This is a genomic window from Thermotoga petrophila RKU-1, assembly GCF_000016785.1.
In the GTDB taxonomy this organism is placed as follows: Bacteria; Thermotogota; Thermotogae; order Thermotogales; family Thermotogaceae; genus Thermotoga; species Thermotoga petrophila.
Genome location: NC_009486.1, coordinates 1,322,577 through 1,343,189 on the forward strand (window position 1 = coordinate 1,322,577; position 20,613 = coordinate 1,343,189).

At 44.5% G+C, this 20,613-nt stretch carries 26 protein-coding genes and 1 pseudogene; 18 read left to right on the forward strand and 9 right to left on the reverse strand.

Annotated elements, in window-relative coordinates; all coding sequences use genetic code 11:
- Positions 1–7 precede the first annotated feature (7 nt).
- Positions 8–595, reverse strand: coding sequence for a ribosome biogenesis GTP-binding protein YihA/YsxC (gene yihA, locus TPET_RS06770; protein ID WP_011943809.1), 588 nt, complete (start codon positions 593–595; stop codon positions 8–10).
- Positions 596–644: 49 nt separating this feature from the next.
- Between yihA and cobO the strand changes: the two genes are divergently transcribed.
- From cobO to rpoD, 18 genes and pseudogenes are all read left to right on the forward strand, one after another.
- Positions 645–1,157 carry a cob(I)yrinic acid a,c-diamide adenosyltransferase gene (gene cobO, locus TPET_RS06775; RefSeq protein WP_011943810.1) on the forward strand — a complete coding sequence of 171 codons (513 nt, stop codon included), beginning with the start codon at positions 645–647 and terminating at the stop codon, positions 1,155–1,157.
- An 11-nt stretch (positions 1,158–1,168) separates the two neighbouring features.
- The gene (psuG, locus tag TPET_RS06780; protein ID WP_011943811.1) at positions 1,169–2,023 is read left to right on the forward strand and encodes a pseudouridine-5'-phosphate glycosidase; all 855 of its coding nucleotides are present in this window, start codon (positions 1,169–1,171) and stop codon (positions 2,021–2,023) included.
- A gap of 57 nt (positions 2,024–2,080) precedes the next feature.
- Positions 2,081–2,215, forward strand: coding sequence for a 50S ribosomal protein L34 (rpmH, locus tag TPET_RS06785; RefSeq protein WP_004081758.1), 135 nt, complete (start codon positions 2,081–2,083; stop codon positions 2,213–2,215).
- Entirely contained in the window at positions 2,212–2,565 is a 354-nt protein-coding gene (gene rnpA, locus TPET_RS06790; protein ID WP_011943812.1) for a ribonuclease P protein component, read from the forward strand. The genes rpmH and rnpA overlap by 4 nt, the downstream gene beginning before the upstream one ends.
- Entirely contained in the window at positions 2,562–2,807 is a 246-nt protein-coding gene (yidD, locus tag TPET_RS06795; protein ID WP_004081754.1) for a membrane protein insertion efficiency factor YidD, read from the forward strand. Before rnpA ends, yidD begins: the two co-directional genes overlap by 4 nt.
- Positions 2,798–4,135: a membrane protein insertase YidC gene (yidC, locus tag TPET_RS06800; protein WP_081501989.1), complete on the forward strand. Its 1,338-nt coding sequence runs from the start codon at positions 2,798–2,800 to the stop codon at positions 4,133–4,135. The genes yidD and yidC overlap by 10 nt, the downstream gene beginning before the upstream one ends.
- A gap of 11 nt (positions 4,136–4,146) precedes the next feature.
- The gene (jag, locus tag TPET_RS06805; protein WP_008195072.1) at positions 4,147–4,812 is read left to right on the forward strand and encodes an RNA-binding cell elongation regulator Jag/EloR; all 666 of its coding nucleotides are present in this window, start codon (positions 4,147–4,149) and stop codon (positions 4,810–4,812) included.
- Positions 4,790–5,134: a cupin domain-containing protein gene (locus TPET_RS06810; RefSeq protein WP_008195073.1), complete on the forward strand. Its 345-nt coding sequence runs from the start codon at positions 4,790–4,792 to the stop codon at positions 5,132–5,134. Before jag ends, TPET_RS06810 begins: the two co-directional genes overlap by 23 nt.
- 128 nt (positions 5,135–5,262) lie before the next feature.
- Entirely contained in the window at positions 5,263–5,577 is a 315-nt protein-coding gene (gene rplU, locus TPET_RS06815; RefSeq protein WP_004081746.1) for a 50S ribosomal protein L21, read from the forward strand.
- Positions 5,574–5,858 carry a ribosomal-processing cysteine protease Prp gene (locus TPET_RS06820; protein WP_008195077.1) on the forward strand — a complete coding sequence of 95 codons (285 nt, stop codon included), beginning with the start codon at positions 5,574–5,576 and terminating at the stop codon, positions 5,856–5,858. The genes rplU and TPET_RS06820 overlap by 4 nt, the downstream gene beginning before the upstream one ends.
- The gene (rpmA, locus tag TPET_RS06825; protein WP_004081742.1) at positions 5,848–6,099 is read left to right on the forward strand and encodes a 50S ribosomal protein L27; all 252 of its coding nucleotides are present in this window, start codon (positions 5,848–5,850) and stop codon (positions 6,097–6,099) included. Before TPET_RS06820 ends, rpmA begins: the two co-directional genes overlap by 11 nt.
- Positions 6,100–6,103: 4 nt before the next feature.
- Positions 6,104–6,655, forward strand: a complete 552-nt coding sequence (locus TPET_RS06830; protein WP_012896450.1) for an ECF transporter S component — start codon at positions 6,104–6,106, stop codon at positions 6,653–6,655.
- Positions 6,648–7,097: a 50S ribosomal protein L13 gene (gene rplM / locus TPET_RS06835; RefSeq protein WP_004081738.1), complete on the forward strand. Its 450-nt coding sequence runs from the start codon at positions 6,648–6,650 to the stop codon at positions 7,095–7,097. Before TPET_RS06830 ends, rplM begins: the two co-directional genes overlap by 8 nt.
- A 19-nt stretch (positions 7,098–7,116) precedes the next feature.
- Positions 7,117–7,521, forward strand: coding sequence for a 30S ribosomal protein S9 (gene rpsI / locus TPET_RS06840; protein ID WP_011943814.1), 405 nt, complete (start codon positions 7,117–7,119; stop codon positions 7,519–7,521).
- A gap of 92 nt (positions 7,522–7,613) precedes the next feature.
- Positions 7,614–7,778 (forward strand): annotated as a pseudogene (locus TPET_RS09710) (IS200/IS605 family transposase); the annotation flags it as partial.
- Complete coding sequence (locus TPET_RS09715; protein ID WP_420794670.1) at positions 7,741–7,824, forward strand: helix-turn-helix domain-containing protein; 84 nt, start codon at positions 7,741–7,743, stop codon at positions 7,822–7,824. The pseudogene TPET_RS09710 and the gene TPET_RS09715, both read left to right, overlap by 38 nt.
- Positions 7,825–7,971: 147 nt before the next feature.
- Complete coding sequence (gene dnaG / locus TPET_RS06845; protein ID WP_011943815.1) at positions 7,972–9,669, forward strand: DNA primase; 1,698 nt, start codon at positions 7,972–7,974, stop codon at positions 9,667–9,669.
- A gap of 5 nt (positions 9,670–9,674) precedes the next feature.
- Complete coding sequence (gene rpoD, locus TPET_RS06850; RefSeq protein ID WP_011943816.1) at positions 9,675–10,898, forward strand: RNA polymerase sigma factor RpoD; 1,224 nt, start codon at positions 9,675–9,677, stop codon at positions 10,896–10,898.
- 15 nt (positions 10,899–10,913) lie between these two features.
- On the opposite strand, the gene mfd is transcribed toward rpoD, so the two are convergent.
- Genes mfd through cmk form a run of 8 tightly spaced genes read right to left on the reverse strand, consistent with a single transcriptional unit; the run spans position 10,914 to position 20,612 of the window.
- Positions 10,914–13,595 carry a transcription-repair coupling factor gene (mfd, locus tag TPET_RS06855; protein WP_011943817.1) on the reverse strand — a complete coding sequence of 894 codons (2,682 nt, stop codon included), beginning with the start codon at positions 13,593–13,595 and terminating at the stop codon, positions 10,914–10,916.
- Positions 13,588–14,010, reverse strand: coding sequence for a tetratricopeptide repeat protein (locus TPET_RS06860; protein ID WP_011943818.1), 423 nt, complete (start codon positions 14,008–14,010; stop codon positions 13,588–13,590). The genes mfd and TPET_RS06860 overlap by 8 nt, the downstream gene beginning before the upstream one ends.
- Positions 13,997–15,586: an NHL repeat-containing protein gene (locus TPET_RS06865; RefSeq protein ID WP_011943819.1), complete on the reverse strand. Its 1,590-nt coding sequence runs from the start codon at positions 15,584–15,586 to the stop codon at positions 13,997–13,999. The genes TPET_RS06860 and TPET_RS06865 overlap by 14 nt, the downstream gene beginning before the upstream one ends.
- 4 nt (positions 15,587–15,590) lie before the next feature.
- On the reverse strand, positions 15,591–16,181 hold the full coding sequence (gene plsY, locus TPET_RS06870; RefSeq protein WP_011943820.1) for a glycerol-3-phosphate 1-O-acyltransferase PlsY: 591 nt from the start codon (positions 16,179–16,181) through the stop codon (positions 15,591–15,593).
- Positions 16,182–16,185: 4 nt separating this feature from the next.
- Positions 16,186–17,505 carry a ribosome biogenesis GTPase Der gene (der, locus tag TPET_RS06875; protein ID WP_011943821.1) on the reverse strand — a complete coding sequence of 440 codons (1,320 nt, stop codon included), beginning with the start codon at positions 17,503–17,505 and terminating at the stop codon, positions 16,186–16,188.
- Between the two features lie 2 nt (positions 17,506–17,507).
- Complete coding sequence (locus TPET_RS06880; RefSeq protein WP_011943822.1) at positions 17,508–19,139, reverse strand: 30S ribosomal protein S1; 1,632 nt, start codon at positions 19,137–19,139, stop codon at positions 17,508–17,510.
- Positions 19,126–19,953 carry a 4-hydroxy-3-methylbut-2-enyl diphosphate reductase gene (gene ispH / locus TPET_RS06885; RefSeq protein ID WP_011943823.1) on the reverse strand — a complete coding sequence of 276 codons (828 nt, stop codon included), beginning with the start codon at positions 19,951–19,953 and terminating at the stop codon, positions 19,126–19,128. Before ispH ends, TPET_RS06880 begins: the two co-directional genes overlap by 14 nt.
- The gene (gene cmk, locus TPET_RS06890) at positions 19,950–20,612 is read right to left on the reverse strand and encodes a (d)CMP kinase (RefSeq protein WP_011943824.1); all 663 of its coding nucleotides are present in this window, start codon (positions 20,610–20,612) and stop codon (positions 19,950–19,952) included. The genes ispH and cmk overlap by 4 nt, the downstream gene beginning before the upstream one ends.
- Position 20,613: the final 1 nt, after the last annotated feature.

Here is a 20,613-nt window from a genome sequence, read left to right on the forward strand (position 1 = left end):
TATTTTATCAATTTTCTTTCAGTAGTGTTGATATCAAATCCAGAAGTTCACTTATTCCTTCTCCGGTAACTGAGGAAGTTGGTATAATCGTGTACTCTCCGTACCTTGAGAACTCCTTCTGGTGTTCTTCAAGCTTTTTTGCCCTCTCTGACATCTTCACTTTATCCATCTTGGTGAGAACGATGGTGAACGGAATGTTCAGGCTTTTCATCCACTCTATCATCATGAAGTCGCTGTCCTGAGGTGGGATCCTTCCATCCACAAGGAGAAAGACCATCTGAAGTGACCATCTGTTTTTGAAGTAGTCCTCCACGAGTCGCTTCCAGAGCATTCGTTCTTTCTTGGAAACTTTCGCGTACCCATACCCCGGAAGATCCACGAAGTAGTATTTTGAGTTGACAAGATAGAAATTTATCGATCTCGTTTTTCCGGGAGTTTTGCTCACAAAAGCGATCTTTTTGTTGAACAAGGCATTGAGAAGGGAAGATTTACCCACGTTCGATCTTCCAACGAAGGCAACTTCTCCCTTCAAAGGAGGAGGATAATCACCTGGAGTTCTGGCTACTTTAACCAGTTCTACATCCTGAATAATCATATTTTCTCACCCTTTTCTATGCTAACATACGGAAGAGGAGGGATACAAATTGAAGGGATACATCCACGTTTACACGGGCAACGGAAAGGGAAAGACGACAGCGGCGCTCGGACTTGCAACAAGAGCTGCGTGTGCGGGCTTGAAGGTGTTCTTTGGACAGTTTTTGAAAGGAAGGGAAACTTCTGAACTCAAAATAAGCGAGTTCTTTCCAAACTTTGATATCGTTCAGTACGGAACTTCTGAGTTCATTGTGGGAAATCCTTCTGAAGAGCAGATAAAGAAGGCAAAGGACGGTCTTGATGACGCGAAAAAGAGACTCGCTTCTGGAAAGTACGATGTGGTTGTACTGGATGAACTCTGCGTGGCCATACATCTTGGGCTTTTCTCAAAAGAAGAGATGGAAGATCTTCTGAACCTCAAACCAGAAAGTGTGGAACTCGTGATAACAGGAAGATACGCTCCTGAATGGTTGATAGAGAAGGCCGATCTTGTCACGGAAATGAAAGAAATAAAGCATTACTACCAGAAGGGAGTTATGGCGAGGAAGGGAATCGAGTATTAGGAGGTGTTTCTGTGATCATAGAAAGCAGGATAGAAAAAGGAAACCCTGTAGTAGGAATGGAAACCACGGTGTTTGTTCATGGCCTGCCCAGAAAGGAAGCCATAGAGTTGTTCAGAAGGGCGAAAGAGATATCCAGAGAAAAAGGTTTCCAGCTTGTGGTTATAGGCATTTTGAAGGGAAAAATCATCGTTGGTATGAGCGAAGAAGAGCTCGAGACGATGATGAGAGAAGGTGCCGATAAGATAGGCACGCGAGAAATTCCCATTGCGGTGGCTAAGGGAAAAAACGCCGCGACTACTGTGAGTGCCACCATCTTTCTCTCCAGACGAATCGGAATAGAGGTTGTTGTGACTGGAGGAACGGGGGGTGTCCATCCAGGACGTGTGGACGTTTCGCAAGATCTCACCGAGATGGCTTCTTCGCGCACTATTCTTGTATCCAGCGGGATAAAATCCATTCTCGATGTGGAAGCAACTTTCGAGATGCTTGAAACTTTGGAGATTCCTCTGGTTGGTTTTAAAACAGACGAGTTTCCGTTGTTTTTTTCGAGGAAAAGTGGCCGAAGGGTTCCGAGGGTGGAAAGTGTAGAGGAAGTCTTGAAGATCTACGAAACCATGAGAGAGATAGGATTCGAGAAAACCCTCATGGTGTTGAATCCTGTGCCAGAGGAGTACGAAGTACCACACGATGAAATAGAGCGTCTTCTTGAAAAGATCGAACTGGAAGCTGAGGGGAAAGAAGTGACTCCTTTTCTTCTCAAAAAGCTCGCAGAAATGACAAATGGAAGAACTCTGAAAGCGAATCTTGCTCTTCTTGAAGAGAATGTGAAGCTTGCGGGAGAAATTGCGATGAAACTCAAACGATAGTGAATGGTATGATATACTAATGGAGAATAGACACTGTTGAAGAGGAGGTTAAGCAGGATGAAAAGAACGTACCAGCCTTCAAGGAGAAAGAGAAAGAGAACACACGGATTTCTGGCGCGCAAGAGAACACCCGGTGGAAGAAGAGTTCTCAAGAACAGGAGAAGGAAAGGACGCTGGAGACTGACTGTATGACAGAAAGTTTCACCCGCAGAGAACGCCTGAGGCTCAGGAGAGATTTCCTGACAATATTCAAAGAGGGAGAAAGTCTTCAAAATGAGTACTTTGTGGTTCTTTTTAAGAAAAACGGGCTTGATTATTCCAGATTGGGAATAGTTGTGAAGAGAAAGTTCGGAAAAGCGACCAGGAGAAACAAACTGAAAAGGTGGGTAAGAGAGATCTTCAGAAAGAGCAAAGGCGTAATTCCAAAGGGTTTTGATATAGTAGTGATTCCCAGGAAGAAATTGTCAGAAGAATTCGAACAAGTGGATTTCTGGGCGGTACATGAAAAGCTTTTGAATCTCCTGAAGAGGATAGAAGGATGAAAAAACTGCTTATAATGCTTATAAGGTTTTATCAGAGATACATTTCACCTCTCAAACCTCCAACCTGCAGGTTCACTCCAACCTGTTCGAATTATTTCATACAGGCCCTGGAGAAACATGGGCTCTTGAAGGGGACCTTCCTGGGCCTCAGGCGTATTCTCCGATGCAATCCCCTATCAAAAGGTGGTTACGATCCTGTTCCCGAGGAATTTTCATTCAAACCAAGGAGGCGATGGTCTTGAGAAAAGTTGTAGCAATACTGCTCGCCATACTTCCAATCTTTTTGTTTGCTGTGGAACCGATCAAGGTTGTTCGCTCCGAGAAAGAAATAGTTGTTCTCACCAGGTTCGAGGAGTATCACTTCGATCTGGAAAAGGGCATACTCAAAGACTTTTACACCCTTGTCGATGGTCGAAAGCACGTTTTCACCTATGGAAATGATGGCTTCGATGTACTCGATGAGGGAACACCTCTGACAGTGATAGAAGAACCGATAGTAACCGGTGTGGGAAAAGTATCCGAGGGTTTCTCCGACGAGGTAAGTATCGTATACAACTACGGCTACGTGAAGAAGATTTTCACGATAAAGAACGACGAGAATTATACCTTCTTTGTTGATATAGAAAGCTCAAAACCCGTTGAAGTGACGGTACCCAGAGTATCTGTCGATACCTCCACGGATAGATACCTGGAAAATTACTTCGCGTCCTTCAATCCCGGAACGCGAACACTCGTACTTTTAAAGCATGACGAAGGTCTCCTCTTTGAAGGTACTCTGAAGATAAACGGACAAAAGCGTTTCATCGTTTTCATGGGACCGAACAAGAGAACTCTAATAAAGAAAGCCTTTCCAGAGGATTACGATGTTCTCATAAAAGCTCTTGTGAAGATACCGGGATTCAACAAGTGGTACGATCCTGTGTTTTACGGTCTGGTCTGGTTCTTCTGGTGGCTGAAAGATCTCACGAAGAATTTTGGATGGGCGATTGTGCTCTTTACTCTTATCGTGAGGTTGATACTCTATCCGCTCTACCACGCTCAAACGAAATCTCTCATAAACATGAGAAAGTTACAGCCGCAGATAGAAGCCATCAAGAAGAAGTACAAGGACCCGACGAAACAGCAGGAAGCTCTCCTGAAGCTCTACAGAGAAGCGGGAGTGAATCCGGCTAGCGGCTGTCTCATGCTCCTCATACAGCTACCTATCTTCATGCTTCTGTGGTCGGTCATCAGATACTACGTCGAAGAATTTGCCTACAGCGGAAATTTTCTCATCTGGAAGGATCTCTCCGCGGGTGGTTTTTCCAACAACTGGCTGTTTCTGATAATCACCATAGTGGCGAGTTACTACACAACGCTTCTCACAAGCCAGGATGCGAGAACGGCCTGGCAGGGTATCATCATGTCGGTGATCTTCCCGTTCCTGTTCGTGGGACTTCCAAGCGGACTGTTTCTGTACTATGCAACTAACACTCTGATTCAACTTGCGGTGACTTACTATACCTACAAACGCTACAAGATAAAAGGTCTCACAACGAGAGAACTTCTCGGTCTTCCGAAAAAGGCATGAGGGGGGATTAGATGAAGAAAATTGTGGAAAGGGCTCCTACAGTGGAGGAAGCGGTTGAAAAAGTGGTCAAAAAATACGGTCTCGGAGAAGGAGAGTACACGGTCAACGTGTTGGAAAAAGGATTTCATGGAATATTCGGCCTCTTTTCAAAAGAAGCGGTTGTCGAGGTGCAGATCACCAAAGCTTACTTTGAAAGAAAATTGAAAGAATTTTTAACTGAGATTTTGCAGGTGGTAGATTCAGAAGTCAAAATAACTGTGAAATCTTCTGGAAGGAGTTTCTTTGTTGACGTGGAGAGTGAAAACGTAGGAAGGCTCATAGGTAAACACGGAAAAACCATGGGAGCACTTCAGCATATAGCGATGATCTTCCTCAACAGATTGAGTGATACGAAGCTGAACGTGATTCTGGATATGGGAGATTACAGGGAAAAGCGGAAGAAATCTCTTGAGAAAATAGTGGAAGAGGCTGTCAAAAAGGCTATTTCCGAGAAGACCAAAGTAGTACTGGATCCCATGTTTTCTTTTGAGAGGAAAATTGTTCACAAACTTGTGAGAAAACACAGAGGTGTGATAAGCTACTCAGTCGGTGTAGAACCTTACAGAAGAGTTGTGATAGAGTATTCTGGAACGAGGCGAGAGGGGAGAAGAAAACATGATATTAAAGAAAGCATATGATGTCACTCCCCAGGAAATTTCAACCGATAAGGTACGAGGAGTTCGTAAAAGAGTCCTCATAGGCTTGAAAGACGCTCCAAACTTTGTCATGAGACTTTTCACGGTGGAACCTGGCGGTCTCATCGACAGACACTCCCATCCATGGGAGCACGAGATTTTCGTTTTGAAGGGAAAGCTCACAGTTTTGAAGGAGCAAGGCGAGGAAGCGGTGGAAGAGGGTTTTTACATCTTCGTTGAACCCAATGAAATACACGGCTTCAGGAACGATACAGACTCCGAAGTGGAGTTTCTCTGTTTGATACCTAAGGAAGGCGGAGAGTAATTCTTTTTTAAAATATCCGAAAAGAAAGAGTAGTAAAATACTCTTCGCTGGTGCGTGGGGTGCGTTTCAAATCCCTCAAGGGTACGTACCCCAGCACTTGTATACCATGTGATTGGGAGGTGAAGGTGTTGTACGCCATCGTAGAAACGGCTGGCAGGCAGTACAGGGTCGAAGAAGGAAAGATTCTCTACACTGAAAAGCAGAAAGATTACTCCCCGGGTGATGAGATCGTCTTTGACAGAGTGGTGTTCGTCAGGAAGGACGGAGAGGTGCTCGTCGGAAAACCTTATGTTGAAGGAGCTAAGGTTGTAGGGAAGGTTCTGGAACACGCCAAAGCCAGAAAGGTAAAGACTGTGAAGTACAGACCCAGAAAGAACAGTAAGGTGGAAAAAGGTCACAGACAGTGGTACACCGCCATCAAAATTGAAAAGATTGAACTATGATAAAAGTGACTGTGACTAATTCTTTTTTTGAAGTAACAGGACATGCACCAGACAAAACACTGTGCGCTTCAGTTAGTCTTTTGACGCAGCACGTGGCGAACTTTCTGAAAGCCGAGAAAAAAGCGAAAATAGAGAAGGAATCCGGTTATCTGAAAGTGAAATTTGAAGAACTCGAAAACTGCGAAGTGAAAGTACTAGCAGCCATGGTGAGGTCTTTGAAAGAACTCGAACAGAAGTTTCCTTCTCAGATCAGAGTGGAGGTGATCGACAATGGCTCATAAAAAGAGTGGTGGTGTTGCGAAGAACGGTAGAGACAGTCTTCCAAAATATCTGGGAGTCAAAGTGGGAGATGGTCAGATTGTCAAAGCAGGAAACATCCTCGTGAGACAGAGAGGAACAAGATTTTACCCCGGAAAAAACGTTGGTATGGGAAGAGATTTCACTCTGTTCGCACTGAAGGATGGCAGGGTGAAGTTTGAAACGAAAAACAACAAAAAGTATGTGAGCGTTTATGAGGAGTGAAAGAGTGAGCAGCATAAAGAAAATCTCCTTCGTGGGGATTTTCTCAGCTCTTGCAACTCTGGTGATGTTTTTGGAGTTTCCGATATTTCCACAAGCGAGTTTCCTGAAGTACGATCCCAGTGAAATACCGGCGCTCATAGTGAGTTTCTTGCTGGGGCCCGGGGTCGGCATGTTTGTCGTCCTGGTGAAGGACATTCTCTTCTTCCTTATGAAGTCCGGTGATCCTGTGGGAATCGCGATGAACGCTGTGCTGGGAATGTCCTTTGTGGGAATAGCTGGCCTCATTTATCACAGAAACAAGAGCAGAGCAACGGCAATAAAAGGCATGATTGTCGCTACACTTTTCACCACAGCGTTCGCTCTGGGGTTGAATGCTCTCATCGTGCCGCTTTACTTCAAGGCTCCGTTCGAACTTTATCTAAAATTTTTCCCGTTCATACTGGCTTTCAATCTGGTGAAATTTGGAATCGACTCGTTTGTGACGTTCTTTGTTTACAAGAAAGTGTCCAGTATCTTTAAACTGGAAACAGTGGAAGGGAGGAGCAACAATGGCTAGGTACTTTCCTGTTCAGAAGACAACTATGATAAAACCCGAAGAGGTTGAAAGAAAATGGTACGTGGTAGATGCTTCCGGAAAGGTTCTCGGAAGACTCGCGACACGCATAGCGAAGATATTGATGGGGAAACACAAGCCCAATTACACTCCGCACGTTGACACGGGAGATTACGTCATCGTTGTGAACGCTGACAAGGTGGTTCTTACCGGAAAGAAGCTCGATCAGAAGGTTTATTACTGGCATTCTGGTTATCCCGGAGGTCTGAAGTCTCTGACAGCAAGACAGATGCTGGAAAAACATCCCGAAAGACTCATATGGCTCGCTGTCAAAAGGATGCTCCCGAAGAACAGAAAGGGCAGAAAAATGCTCAAAAGACTCAAAGTTTATGCGTCACCCGAACATCCACATCAGGCACAGAAACCTGAGCCTATTGAACTGTGAAGAATGAGGAGGGAGAAGAATGGCCGAAGTGATAGGATACTACGGAACGGGAAGAAGAAAGACTGCTGTTGCAAGAGTTTATTTGAGACCGGGAGAAGGAAAAGTGAAGGTCAATGGAAAAGAATACGAAAGTCTGAATGACTATTTCAAAAATCCTGCATGGACAAAACACGCGATAGAGCCCCTTGAGGTAACCAACACACTTGGCAAATTCGATCTTGTCATAAGGGTTAACGGTGGAGGTCTGTCCGGCCAGTCCGGTGCCGTGAGGCTTGGAATTGCCAGAGCCCTCCTTCAGTACGACCAGAAGCTGAGGCCTGTTCTCAAGAAATACAAGATGCTCACAAGGGATCCAAGAGAAGTGGAAAGAAAGAAGTACGGCTTGAAAAAGGCAAGAAGAGCTCCTCAGTTCTCCAAGAGATGATTTTGCTGGCAGCAGACAATCGCGGGGTCCGGTTCTCCCGGACCTCTCTTTTTCTGTTTATCGAACAAAGTGCAAAGAAAGCACCATAACGCAAAAGTGCCTCGTCTAAACTCATCAAGAAAGAGTTCCCGCAAATCAAAGATAAACTTTTCTGCTTTGAGGTTCTTAGGGAGCAATCTCAAAGGAAGGATAAGGATGCTCAAAACCTACAAATTTTGTATCTACCCCACGAAAGAACAAGAAAAAAAACTGGCTAAACATTTTGATCACACCTTGCGAAGAATTTGGCCAGGTATGGCTTGATGCCATCAGTAGGGGGGAGCCGTTCGAATTCATGCCCGTGGACCGTGCTCTGGCGGAACCCAAAATGGGTCTACGAGCCATCACGGGTTGAAGCGGGAAGCGCACCTTATGTAAGGTGTGGTAGTTTACCAACCGAGGAGTGAGAGTGTGATTCCTCGAGAGGTCATCGAGGAAATAAAAGAAAAAGTTGACATCGTAGAAGTCATTTCAGAGTATGTGAATCTCACCCGGGTAGGTTCTTCCTACAGGGCTCTCTGTCCCTTTCATTCAGAAACCAATCCTTCTTTTTACGTTCATCCGGGTTTGAAGATATACCATTGTTTCGGCTGTGGTGCGAGCGGGGATGTCATCAAATTTCTTCAGGAAATGGAAGGGATCAGTTTCCAGGAAGCGCTGGAAAGACTTGCCAAGAGAGCTGGGATTGATCTTTCTCTCTACAGAACAGAAGGGACTTCTGAATACGGAAAATACATTCGTTTGTACGAAGAAACGTGGAAAAGGTACGTCAAAGAGCTGGAGAAATCGAAAGAGGCAAAAGACTATTTAAAAAGCAGAGGCTTTTCTGAAGAAGATATAGCAAAGTTTGGCTTTGGGTACGTTCCTAAGAGATCCAGCATCTCTATAGAAGTTGCAGAAGGCATGAACATAACACCGGAAGAACTTGTCAGATACGGTATCGCGTTAAAAAAGGGTGATCGATTCGTTGATAGATTCGAAGAAAGAATCGTTGTTCCAATAAAGAACGACAGTGGACATATTGTGGCTTTTGGTGGGCGTGCTCTCGGCAACGAAGAACCAAAGTATTTGAACTCTCCAGAGACCAGGTATTTTTCGAAGAAGAAAATCCTTTTTCTCTTCGATGAGGCGAAAAAAGTGGCAAAAGAGGTCGGTTTTTTCGTCATCACTGAAGGCTACTTCGACGCGCTCGCATTCAGAAGAGATGGAATACCAACGGCGGTCGCTGTTCTTGGGGCGAGTCTTTCAAGGGAAGCAATTCTGAAGCTTTCGGCGTATTCGAAAAATGTCATACTGTGTTTCGATAATGACAGAGCAGGCTTCAGAGCCACTCTCAAATCCCTCGAAGACCTCCTTGAATACGAATTCAACGTGCTTGTAGCAACCCCCTCTCCTTACAAAGATCCGGATGAACTCTTTCAGAAGGAAGGGGAAGGTTCGCTGAAAAAGATGCTGAAAAACTCACGTTCGTTCGAATATTTCCTGGTGACTGCTGGTGAAGTCTTCTTTGACAAAAACAGCCCCGCGGGTGTGAGATCCTACCTTTCTTTCCTCAAAGGTTGGGTCCAGAGGATGAGAAAGAAAGGATATTTGAAACATGTAGAAAATCTCGTGAAGGAAGCTTCGGCTTCTCTCCAGATACCAGAAAACCAGATTTTGAACTTTTTTGAGAGTGAAAAGTCTAACACTATGCTTGTTCATGGATCCAGGTCGTCAAAGGTTTACGATGAGGGAAGAGGACTTGCTTACCTGTTTTTGAACTACGAAGATTTGAGGGGAAAGATTCTGGAGCTGGACTTAGAGGTACTGGAAGATGAAAACGCGAGAGAATTTTTCAAGAGGGTTTCATCCGATGAAGATTTAAGCGAAGCTATAGAAAACTTTCCAAAAGAGTTGAAAGATTGGGTTTTTGAAACGATAGAAAGCATTCCTCCTCCAAAGGATCCCGAGAAATTTCTCGCTGACCTCTCCGAAAAGTTGAAAATCCGGCGGATAGAGAGACGTATTGCAGAAATAGATGAGATGATAAAAAAGGTTTCAAACGATGAGGAAAGGCGTCTTCTTCTCTCTATGAAGTTGGATCTCCTCAGAAAAATAAAGAGGAGGTGATCGGTATGGCGAAGAAGGAAAAAGTCACAATGAACGAAGAACAGCAGGTTCTTCAGGAACAGCACCAGGAGCAGACGCAGGAGCAGACACAGGAACAGAAAGAAACGCTTCCTCCTCAGGTAGAAAAACGTATAAAAAAACTCATCAGTTTAGGAAAAAAGAAAGGTTACATAACATATGAGGATATAGATAAAGCTTTTCCTCCAGACTTCGAAGACTTTGATACGAATCTGATAGAGAGAATACATGAAGAACTGGAAAAACATGGAATAAACATTGTGGAAAGTGAATCTGAGGAAGAAGAAATGAGTGTTCCCGGTGACGAACAGGAACTAGAAGAACTTTTGGAGAGAGAATCCCCTGAGATACACGATTCGAGCAACGTAAGGGATTCCATCAAGATGTATCTCAAAGAGATAGGAAAAATACCACTTCTAACACCAGCTCAAGAACGTGAACTCGCAAGACGAGCACAGATGGGCGATAAAAAGGCCAAAGAGAAACTAATAACATCGAATCTGAGGCTTGTTGTCAGTATAGCTAAGCGCTACATGGGACGCGGTCTTTCTTTCCAGGACCTCATACAGGAAGGAAACATAGGACTTCTGAAGGCGGTAGAGAAGTTCGACTGGAGGAAGGGTTACAAATTCAGTACGTACGCTACCTGGTGGATCAGACAGGCAATCACAAGAGCGATAGCGGATCAGGCAAGGACCATCAGGATACCTGTCCACATGGTGGAAACTATAAACAAACTGAACAGGTTGAGAAGAGAGTACTATCAGAAACACGGTGAAGAACCATCCATAGAAGAACTCGCAAAGATGATGGGCAAACCCCCAGAAAAGATAAAGGAAATACTCGAAGCAGCGAAGGAAACCATATCCCTGGAATCTCCTATAGGTGAAGATGAAGATTCTTCCATCGAAGACTTTGTGGCTGACGATTCCATAGCCTCTCCAAAGAAAGAGGCCATGAGGATGCTCATGAGAGAAGAACTCGAGAAAGTCTTGAAAACTCTGAGCCCGAGAGAAGCGATGGTTCTGAGAATGAGGTACGGCTTGCTCGATGGAAAACCAAAAACGCTTGAAGAAGTTGGCCAGTATTTCAATGTCACAAGAGAAAGGATCAGGCAGATAGAAGTCAAAGCACTGCGGAAGTTGAGACATCCATCGAGGAGCAAGTATCTGAAATCACTGCTCTCTCTGATGGATGAAAACGAAGGGTGAGCCCTGCTCACCCTTTCATTTTTTCAGTAAGTCCATGAGAAACTCCACCGGATTCTCCCTGGTGTAGAGAACAACACTTCCCGACCGTCTATTGTATCTCGGATGATTCAAAAACGGCGAGTCTCTGTTTGGAAAGATTTCCACCATTGAGTGATCGAATCTGATCTTCTTTACTCCCAGCTTCGAAGCTCTGATCCTCAATCTGAAGTAATCAACGAGTAACTTCACTTCTTCGGGTGGTTCTCCGAATCTATCCCTCATTTCCTCCAGTATTTCCTCGAGATCTTCCTCATCAAGAGAGGATGCGAGTCTTCTGTAAAGTCTCAACCTCTCTACAGGATTCTGCACGTAATCTTCCGGTATGAAAAATCTGCCCGGGGGATTTTCTATTTCAACGTTCACAGAGTGTTTCTTTTCGATTCGTCTTTCTTTGAATCTCGTGATGGTCTCTTTCAAGATTTCGTTGTACAGTTTCAAACCAACGGACACAACATTTCCATGCTGTTCCAAACCGAGGACATCTCCCACACCTCTCAGTTCCATATCTTTCAACGCTATTTGAAGACCGCTTCCAAAGCCTGTGTAGGATTTAAGCACCTTCAGTCTTTCAAGAGCGCTTCTTGGAGTACCCTTTGGGTACAGGAAGTACGCAAAGGCCCTTCGGTCGCTTCTACCCACCCTTCCTCTGAGCTGATAGAGCTGTGAAAGGCCGTATCTGTGTGCGTCATCCACTATGAGTGTGTTTGCATTCGGTATATCAACACCATTCTCGATAATTGTGGTACACAGAAGAACATCGATGTTCCCGCGGTAGAACTCGTGGACAATTCTCTCCATAGTTCTTCTAGACATCTTTCCGTGGGCAACCGCTATTTCCAACTCCGGAAACATCCTTTTCAGTTTTTCGAAAACCTCCGGTAGTTCTTCCACGCGGTTGTGAACGTAGATCACCTGACCTCCCCTGTTTATCTCCCTGATCACCGCTCCCTTGACGAGATCATCGCTGTACTCTGCGACATAAACGTATACTGGTTTTCTTCCAGGGGGAGGAGAATTTATCACAGAAAAATCTTTCATTCCAGAGAGGGCCATGTGGAGGGTGCGTGGAATAGGTGTAGCACTCAGGGTTAGCACGTTCACCGAGAGTCTCAGTTTCTTGAACCTTTCTTTTTGCTCAACTCCAAACTTTTGTTCTTCGTCGATGATGACAAGACCAAGATCGGAGAATTCGATCCGTTCGTTCAACAGAGAGTGTGTACCTATGATGATGTCTATTTCTCCCTTCTTCAGCTTTTCGATGATCTCCTTCTTTTCTCTCGGTGTTCTTGAACTGTCCAGGAGTTCCACTTTTACACCGAACGGTTCCATTCTCTCTTTGAAGTTCTCGTAGTGTTGTCTTGCCAGAACGGTGGTTGGTACAAGCACCGCTACCTGTTTACCAGATGCGACTGCACGAAACGCAGCTCGCAAAGCTACTTCTGTTTTTCCAACACCCGCATCTCCACACAGGAGTCTGTCCATTGGTTTTTCAGAGGCAAGATCACTCAGCACTTCCTCTATACTCTGTTGCTGATCGGGGGTTTCAATGTATGGAAAAGATTCCGCAAATTTTTCTTCCAGTTCTGGGTCACCTGGAAGAGAAAGACCCTGAATTTCCTGCCTTCTCATGTAAAGTTCAACGAGTTCTCTGATCTTTTTCTCGATGTCTTCTCTCACTTTCTTCAGTGTTTGTTTCCATTTGCCACGGTTCATCCGGTCGAGTTTAACCTGCGAAGGATCACCTATATATTTATGAACTCTGTCGATCTTCTCGATGGGAACATACAAAACTGCGTCTTCATATTTCAACTTCAAATAATCCCTCTCTCCGAGAACTCCCTTGAGCCGAACAACCCCTTCGAAAATGGCTATTCCGTGTTCTCTGTGAACTACGAGTCCACCCTCTTCGATCTCATCGACATCCAGAATGGGCAGCGATTCTTTCTTCTCAATACGTGTTGATAGTGGTGCAGAACCCTTCTCAACGTTTTTGAGTACCACTTCGACTACTCTTTCATCAAAGAAGTCGTTGTAGCGTTCCTTCAAAAGGTCCCTCATTTCTTTCCTGAACTTTCTGTATTCATCCAGAACCTTTTGAAGATCTTCACATACAAAGCGAACTTCCGTTTTTACAAAATCGAGCAGGGTGCTTTCACCGTAGAAATCAACAAAAGGAAGTATCAGAGTTCTATCAACACTCTGAAATGAACGTTGGGTATCTACATTGAAGAAACGGATTTCTTCGATTTCGTCTCCGAACAACTCTATTCTTACAGGAAAGTCGTTCCCCGGAGAATAAATGTCGACTATATCTCCACGAATGGCAAATTCTCCCACATTTTGAACGGTGAAAACGCGTTCATACCCCATTTCAACGAGTTTTTCTGGAGACAAGGCAAGTTTTGTGGATCGTGTTATCATCAGGGAATTTTCTCTCAGAAAATCGGGTGGAAACACCTTTTCGGTGAGTGCTTTCAGAGTGGTGACTATTTTGAGGTTCTCTCCGCTCAACAGTTTCCACAGGATTTCTATTCTTTTTCCTTTTATCTCGGGTGACAAAACAACATCTTCGAGAGGCAAAACATCTCTCGAAGGATAGAAAATGTATCCTTCTATATTCGAAAACCTTTCGTTCGGCAGCAGAAGAATCTCAACCATTTTTCACTAGGTCTTTTACAATCCTCTTCTGGTCTTCATCGAGTCCTTCCATGGGGTCTGGAAGGTTGAGCTTTATCTTGCACAGGGCTTTCACTACCTTCACTCTGGGATCTGTCAATCCCTGTTCCTCGGCCTTTTCCAGCAGTTTCAGAGCCTCGAAAAATTTCCCCATCTGATAGTATGCGCTTCCCAGATTGAAGAGAACGACTGGATTTTTTTGATCTATTTCCAGTGCTCTTTTGTAGCTTTCAATAGCCTTCGCCAGAAGATTCATTCTTCTGTAGATGTTTCCTATGTTGACCCAAACCTCTACCGATTGGTCTTTTTCGGCTATTTTCAAAAATTTTTCCAGGGCACTCTCCAGTTTTCCTTCTTCGAGTTCACGGTATGCTTCTTCAAAGTCACTTGAGGCCAAGCTCTATCACCCTCTTTGTGACATATACAGTGTCCGAATAGTTCATGTCGGGTGTTTTGAAAGACACGGAAATAGGAATGATCTCTTCGGTTATAGGCTTCACATAAGAAAAGCTGAAGACCCAGAGGTTGTGTTTGAGGAAGTGAGGTTCACCGATGCCTCCTCCTGATTTGTAGCAAAAATCTTTCAGAGCTGCGCTCGCTTCAGGCGAGGTGTAGAGCTTGACGTTTTTGAGTTTCAAAACGGCGAGTTGTTCGTCTGAGAAGGCAATGTCTGGAGGTACCACAACACAGTAACCCTTTCGATCGTTTATCTGGTAGACTTTTTTGGAAAGAAACTCCTCGTCACTTATATACACTGTGTATTCTCTCAGCTCGTGTGAAACTTCAAATGGAACCCTTCCACGAGCTTCGAAAAGATCGGAGAAAAGCTGAACCAGATCGATATCACGTCCAAAGGCATCCTCCACTCTCACGTACAAGAACATTTTATCGACGGTTAATTCAAAGGAATCGATGTGAACAAAGATAGGTTCTGAGGACTTGAGAAGAGAAATCTCGATCGAGTTCTTGTCCCAGTTCATTCCAAACAGGTATGGATATTCGTACTCTATGTTCACATACTGGGGAATTTGACCCACTGTTTGAAGTTTTTTTCCATCGAAATGGAAAAGATTTCCAGACTGATCTAAGAGGAGATAAGAACCATCGTAAAAGATTTCAAAGGAACGCGTCGGAACAGGAAGGGGAATGTTTTTCTGTGATTCCGTATCCACGTTGATCACGATGAGAGAATTGCTCCACGTGTCAAGGACGACAACCTGCCCACAGTACACTTCCGCATCGATGATCAAAGGTTTTCCATCGATTGGTATTTCTCTCTTCGAACCGTTTTCTGAGATCAACACGATTTTATCCACATCTACCAGGGCAAATTCTCCAGAATCCAAAACACCTGCTCCTATCGGATTGAGAAACTTCCCTATTTCCTTTTCATTCTTGAAAACCCTTCCGTCTCTTGAGATCAAAAAGACGTTCCCATCTCTATCGGTGAACACCTGCTCCGGTTGAAAAGATAAGGTTTTAACGGTAAAATTGGAACCATCGCTTTTTATAAAACGCTTATTGACAGGATCGACGATGTATATACTTTCACCGAAAACTGCCACATCCGTAGGTGTGAAAAAGTATTCTATCCCGTCTTTAAAACCCGGGAGTGTTTTTAACGTTTTCATGTTGAAAGAATCAGATTCTTTACCCTGCAGTATGAATTCCAGATTGTTAACCAGCGAAAGCACTTCTGGCTGATCCGGCACAACAACGAGCAGGTTTCTCAGATCTTCGTAAGCTTCTTTCACTCTTCCTGTTTCTATCATCAATTTTGCTCTCAAATACCAGAACTCTGCGAGATTCTCAGCGGGGATGGGTTTGTAGAAGATCTCCTCTATCTTCTGCTGTGCGGAAGATATATCTCCCTTTACCCAATCTATGATTACTTCTGAAAACATCTCTCTAACGCTTTGGGAGAAAAGAACGGAAAAAGTTAGCAGAAACAGAAGCAGTATCGTTTTTTTCACGCTTTCACCTCTTGAAAAGGTTTACCTTCCTTTCCGTACCGTTTAGGAGACGCTGGATGTTTTCGGAGTGTCTGAGAGTGGAAAGAACCGCGAGAATGAGAATCAACATTCCCGTATCGTAGCCTTTGAACAGATACCCCAGAAGAGCAGAAATGTAAAGAGCCACAAGAGATCCAAGCGATGCGTATTTAGTGAGCATTACGATGACAAGCCAGGTCAGTGTGAACACAATCCCTGTAGGCCACGAAAGACAGAAAATAATTCCAAGAGTGGAAGCGACTCCCTTTCCACCTTTGAACTTCATAAAGATCGGGAAATCGTGTCCGAGGACGGTTGCAATCGCCGTGAGTGATACAAGCTTTGGATCTCCTGAGAAAGTTGTGGCAATGAACACAGGGAAAAATCCCTTCAAAGCATCCAGAAGAAGACAGATGCCTCCAACAACAGGGCCTGTGGTCCTTATGGCGTTCGTCGCACCAACGTTGCCGCTACCTACTTTTCTCACATCGATGCCCTTCAGCCACTTCGGGATCAAGTAACTGAAGGGAATAGACCCTATGAAGTAACCGAGAATCGGGAAAAGCCACCAGCCCACGATATCACCTGCTCCTCTTGAACTTTAAGAATATAGGAGATCCCTCGAATGGAAAGACGTAGTCCCTGATCAGTTTTCTGAGGAAAACCTTCTGTGGATTTTTTATCTTCTCTATGCTGTTCACAAAGAAAAGGAAAGTGGGTGGTTTTATATCCACCTGAAGACCGAAAAAGATCTTGAGGCCGCGAGGGAGATTCGTGAATGCGAGCACTTTCTGGAGAGCCGAATTAATAGCGCTGGATGGTACTTTTGTGGTGTAAGAAGCGTACGCTAAATTGATAGCGTCTATCACCTTGTCTATGTTCCAGCCTTTATCTGCGGAGATAAAGATGAGCGGACTGTAATCGACGAAATAGAACTTTTCTCTGAATAGTTTGGTGAATTCGTCGTATCTTTTTTCGCGGTGTTCCACGAGGTCCCATTTGTTGAAAACAACGACGCTGGCTCTCCCTCGTCTTTCAACAAGACCGGCTATTCTCTGGTCCTGTCTTGTGATACCCTGAGTTGCATCGAGAACTATTACAACAACGTCCGCTTTTTCTATGCTGTCCACAACCCTGTAGTTGCTGTACTTCTCAACAGTCCTGGGCTCGACCCTGGACTTTCTCCTCAAACCAGCTGTGTCAACGAATACGTATTTTCTCCCGTCTATAAACACTTCCTCGTCAACAGGATCTCTCGTCGTTCCGGGTATCGGTGACACCAGAGCTCGCTCTTTGTTCAATATAGCGTTGAAGAGTGTGGATTTTCCAACATTTGGTCGGCCAACGATGGCAACTTTTATTGCGTCTGTGATCTCGGGCTTTGACTCTAAATCCAGTCCTTTTTCTTCGAGCTTTCTAATGATTGTTTCAACAAGAACATCGAGATTCACGTTGTGTTCTGCAGAAACAGGTATTGGTTCTCCAAACCCCAAACCGTAAAGCTCCGGCTTCACTTCTCTTTCAAACTCTCTGAGATTTTCCGTTTTGTTTGCCACAAGGATAGTATCAACGTTGGATTTCCTGAGAAAATCGGCAAGCGACTCGTCTTCTTTTGTGATTCCTTTCTTTCCATCGACAACGAACAGAACAAGATCGGCTTCTCTGATCATGTTCAGAGTAACTTCCTTCATCTTTTGAGAAATGATGTCCTGTGGATTGTCGAAGACACCACAGGTGTCCACGAGTTTAAAGGTTTTCCCGTACCACTCTACAGTATCTTGAACGGGGTCACGAGTGACCCCTTCTTCATCTTCGACAATAGCCTTTTTCTTTCTCACAAGCTTGTTGAACAGAGTAGACTTTCCAACGTTTGGTTTACCAACTATCAGAACTGTCGCCATATTCACTCTCCATTCTTCTTGAGAAGGTCTCCAATGGTTTTCTGAGAACTCTCCTTCTCTACCATTTTTTTGTACTCCTCTATGTTCTTTCTCTCTTCATATCGCTTCTCACTCAGTATCATTCTTCCGCCAAACACTTCATCGGGATCTATTCTAAGAACAACGAGGTTTAAAATTTTCCCCGTTTCAGGTTCACTGACAAGATGGTTGTTCGGCACGAAACCTTCCACATCGTACTTTTCGACTTTTACTATCACTCCTGAGTTCACGATTCTTTCTATGGTCCCCCTCACAATAGAATCTGGTTTCAACTCTTTGAGTGCACGTTCCCAAGGATTTTCTTGGGTTCTTCTTATGCTGAGAGTGATCTTTCTGTTTTCTTTGTCTATCTTCAAGATCTTCACCTTCACTTTTTCACCGATCTTTAGAATTTCTCCGGGTTCGTCGATTCTTTTCCACGAAATTTCAGAGACGGGGACGAATCCTTCAACGCCTTCTTCTAACTCGACAAAAGCTCCCTGTTTTATGATTCCTGTCACCTTTCCCGTCACCACGTTGTTGACATTGTATCTGTCCTCGATGTTTTCCCATGGATCTCCCTTTGCTTTTCTGTAACTCAGAGTGAGTTTTCTGTTTTCTTTATCTACATTGATAACTTCAACCTTCACCAGATCTCCAACACTCACTACTTCTTCTAGGTTTTTTCTTGCATTCCCCCAGAAGACCTCAGATCTCGGAACGAGTCCTTCCACACCGGGCTCCAGCCTCACAAAAAATCCAAACGAATGAATCGAAATAACTTCTCCACCCACCACTTTTCCAACCGGGTATTTCTCCTTCACTTTTTCCCACGGATCGGGCATGAGTCTTTTCAAACTCAGGATGACGTTCTTTTTTCTCTCGTCCAGTTCGATTATCTTCGCTGTTATGTTCTGGCCGGGTTTCACTACGTCTTCAGGGGATATCCTGTTGTCGTAGCTGAGTTCGCTCTTGGGGATGAATCCCCTAATTCCCTCCGAAATTTCAACCTCGACACCTGCGTTGCTGATCCCTTTCACGGTACCTTCTATGATATCCCCCACTTTCTTTTCTGAGAAGAACTCTTCAATTTTCCTATCCTGGAGAGCTCTTCGCGAAACAACTATTCTGGATCCCCGTTTTGTCTGTACCATTTCCAGAATGATGACTTCTATTTCTTTTTCAGGTATAGGATCGTTTCTTCTGAGAAGAGAGTGTGATCCTGGAAGAAAAGCAGAGACTACTCCTTTCAATAAAACGTTGTATCCTCCCTTTGTCTGCGAAACAATGCGGGCTTTCACAGGTTTCTTTTCTTCGTAATCTTTTCTCAACTCTTCGAGTGTTTTTCGAAGAACGGGTCTCCTCTCTGAGAGAATAGATCTCTCTTCGTAGTTCAGATTCAGTATTTGAAGGGTGAGATTCTCACCCACTTTGTACTCATCTAATGATTTGATCAGTTCGTTCTCCGGTACGAATCCTTCACTTTTTCCCCCGAAATCCACCACCACGCCGCCGTCTTCCTTACCTATAACCACTCCCGTTACGATCTGCCCCCTTCTGAACTCCTCAGGTTCGTACTGGCTGAGGATTTCATCGTTGAATTCAAATGGTTCCATCTCTCTTCCCCTCCATCTCTTTCAGTTTTCTGACAACATTTTCTATCAGAGAATTGGGTGTAGAGGTACCGCTGAACACACACACCGTACCATATTTTACTACGTCCGCTGGCAATTCGTCAGGTGACTCTATCCAGATCGTTTTTGAGTGTTTTGAAGCGATTCTGAAGAGTTTCCCGGTGTTTGAACTATGTCTTCCTCCAACCACTATAGAAAGTTCGCAGATCCTCGAAAGCTCTTCCACTTCCCTTTCTCGGTTCACAGTTACGGGGCATATGGTGTTGAGGAAAACGGCTTCTTCGAATTCGTTCATCCTGATCATCGTTACAACGAACTCTTTGTATTCTTCAAGTGAAGAAGTGGTTTGAGAGAGAAAGACCACCTTTTTCTCTTCGAGCTTGAACGGAACCTTCGTGACGATGGCAGGAGCGTATCCTTTCAGCGCCACCATTTCCGGGTGGTCTTCCTTTCCAAAAACGATGACTTTTCTCTCTTTGGCATATCTTTGAGCGGTCTTGAACAGTTGAGAAACTATGGGGCAAGTGAGATCGACAACCTCTGGAAAGATCCTTTTCAGTTCCTCGAGCCTGTCTTTCGGGATACCGTGGGCCCTTACAACGAACACTTCTCCGTCTGTTATCTCCGAAGACACCTTCAATCCTTTTTTTGTCAGTTTTTCCATCACCTGTTTGTTGTGGACTATCTCTCCATCTGTTACCACTTTCTTTCCTTCATCGAGTAGCTCCTCCACGGTTCTTATCGCTCTTTCCACTCCGAAACAAAAACCGATGTTCTTTGCCACCACTATTTTCAAGTGTTCATCCTCTCCCTGACCAATTTTAGGATCCTGTCGAGCACTTCCTCCACACTCATACTGGTTGTGTCTATGATCACGGCGTCTTCCGCTGGTTTCAACGGGGCCACGTTCCTTTTGGAATCCTGTTCATCCCTCGAGATGAGTTCTCTTTCAACCTCTTCTTTTGTGACTTTTAAACCTCTTTTCTGGTACTCTTTCAACTTCCTTTCCACACGAGCTTCAAGAGATGCCGTGAGAAATATCTTCAGGTGAGCGTTTGGGAGCACCACCGTTCCTATGTCTCTTCCCTCGACCACGATGTTCTTGTCGTCGCATATTTCTCGCTGGATTCTTACCAGATGCCTTCTCACAACTTCGAGCCTGGCAAAATTCGAGGCGAGAACCCCCGCCTCTGGGCTTTGAATCTTCTCGGTGTAATCCTCTCCGTTGATGTAAACTCTTCCGTTCACATAGTCTATCTTCAGATCCTTCAACGCGTTTTCGATCTCCTTTTCAGCAGAAAAAGGGCTGAACCCTCTTTCGTGTAGATAAACCGCAACGGAACGGTACGTTGCTCCCGTGTTCAGATGATCGAAGCCAAGTTTCTCAGCGAGGAGTCTAGCTACTGTGGACTTTCCAGACGCTGCGGGCCCATCTATTGCTATCTGGAACCCCATT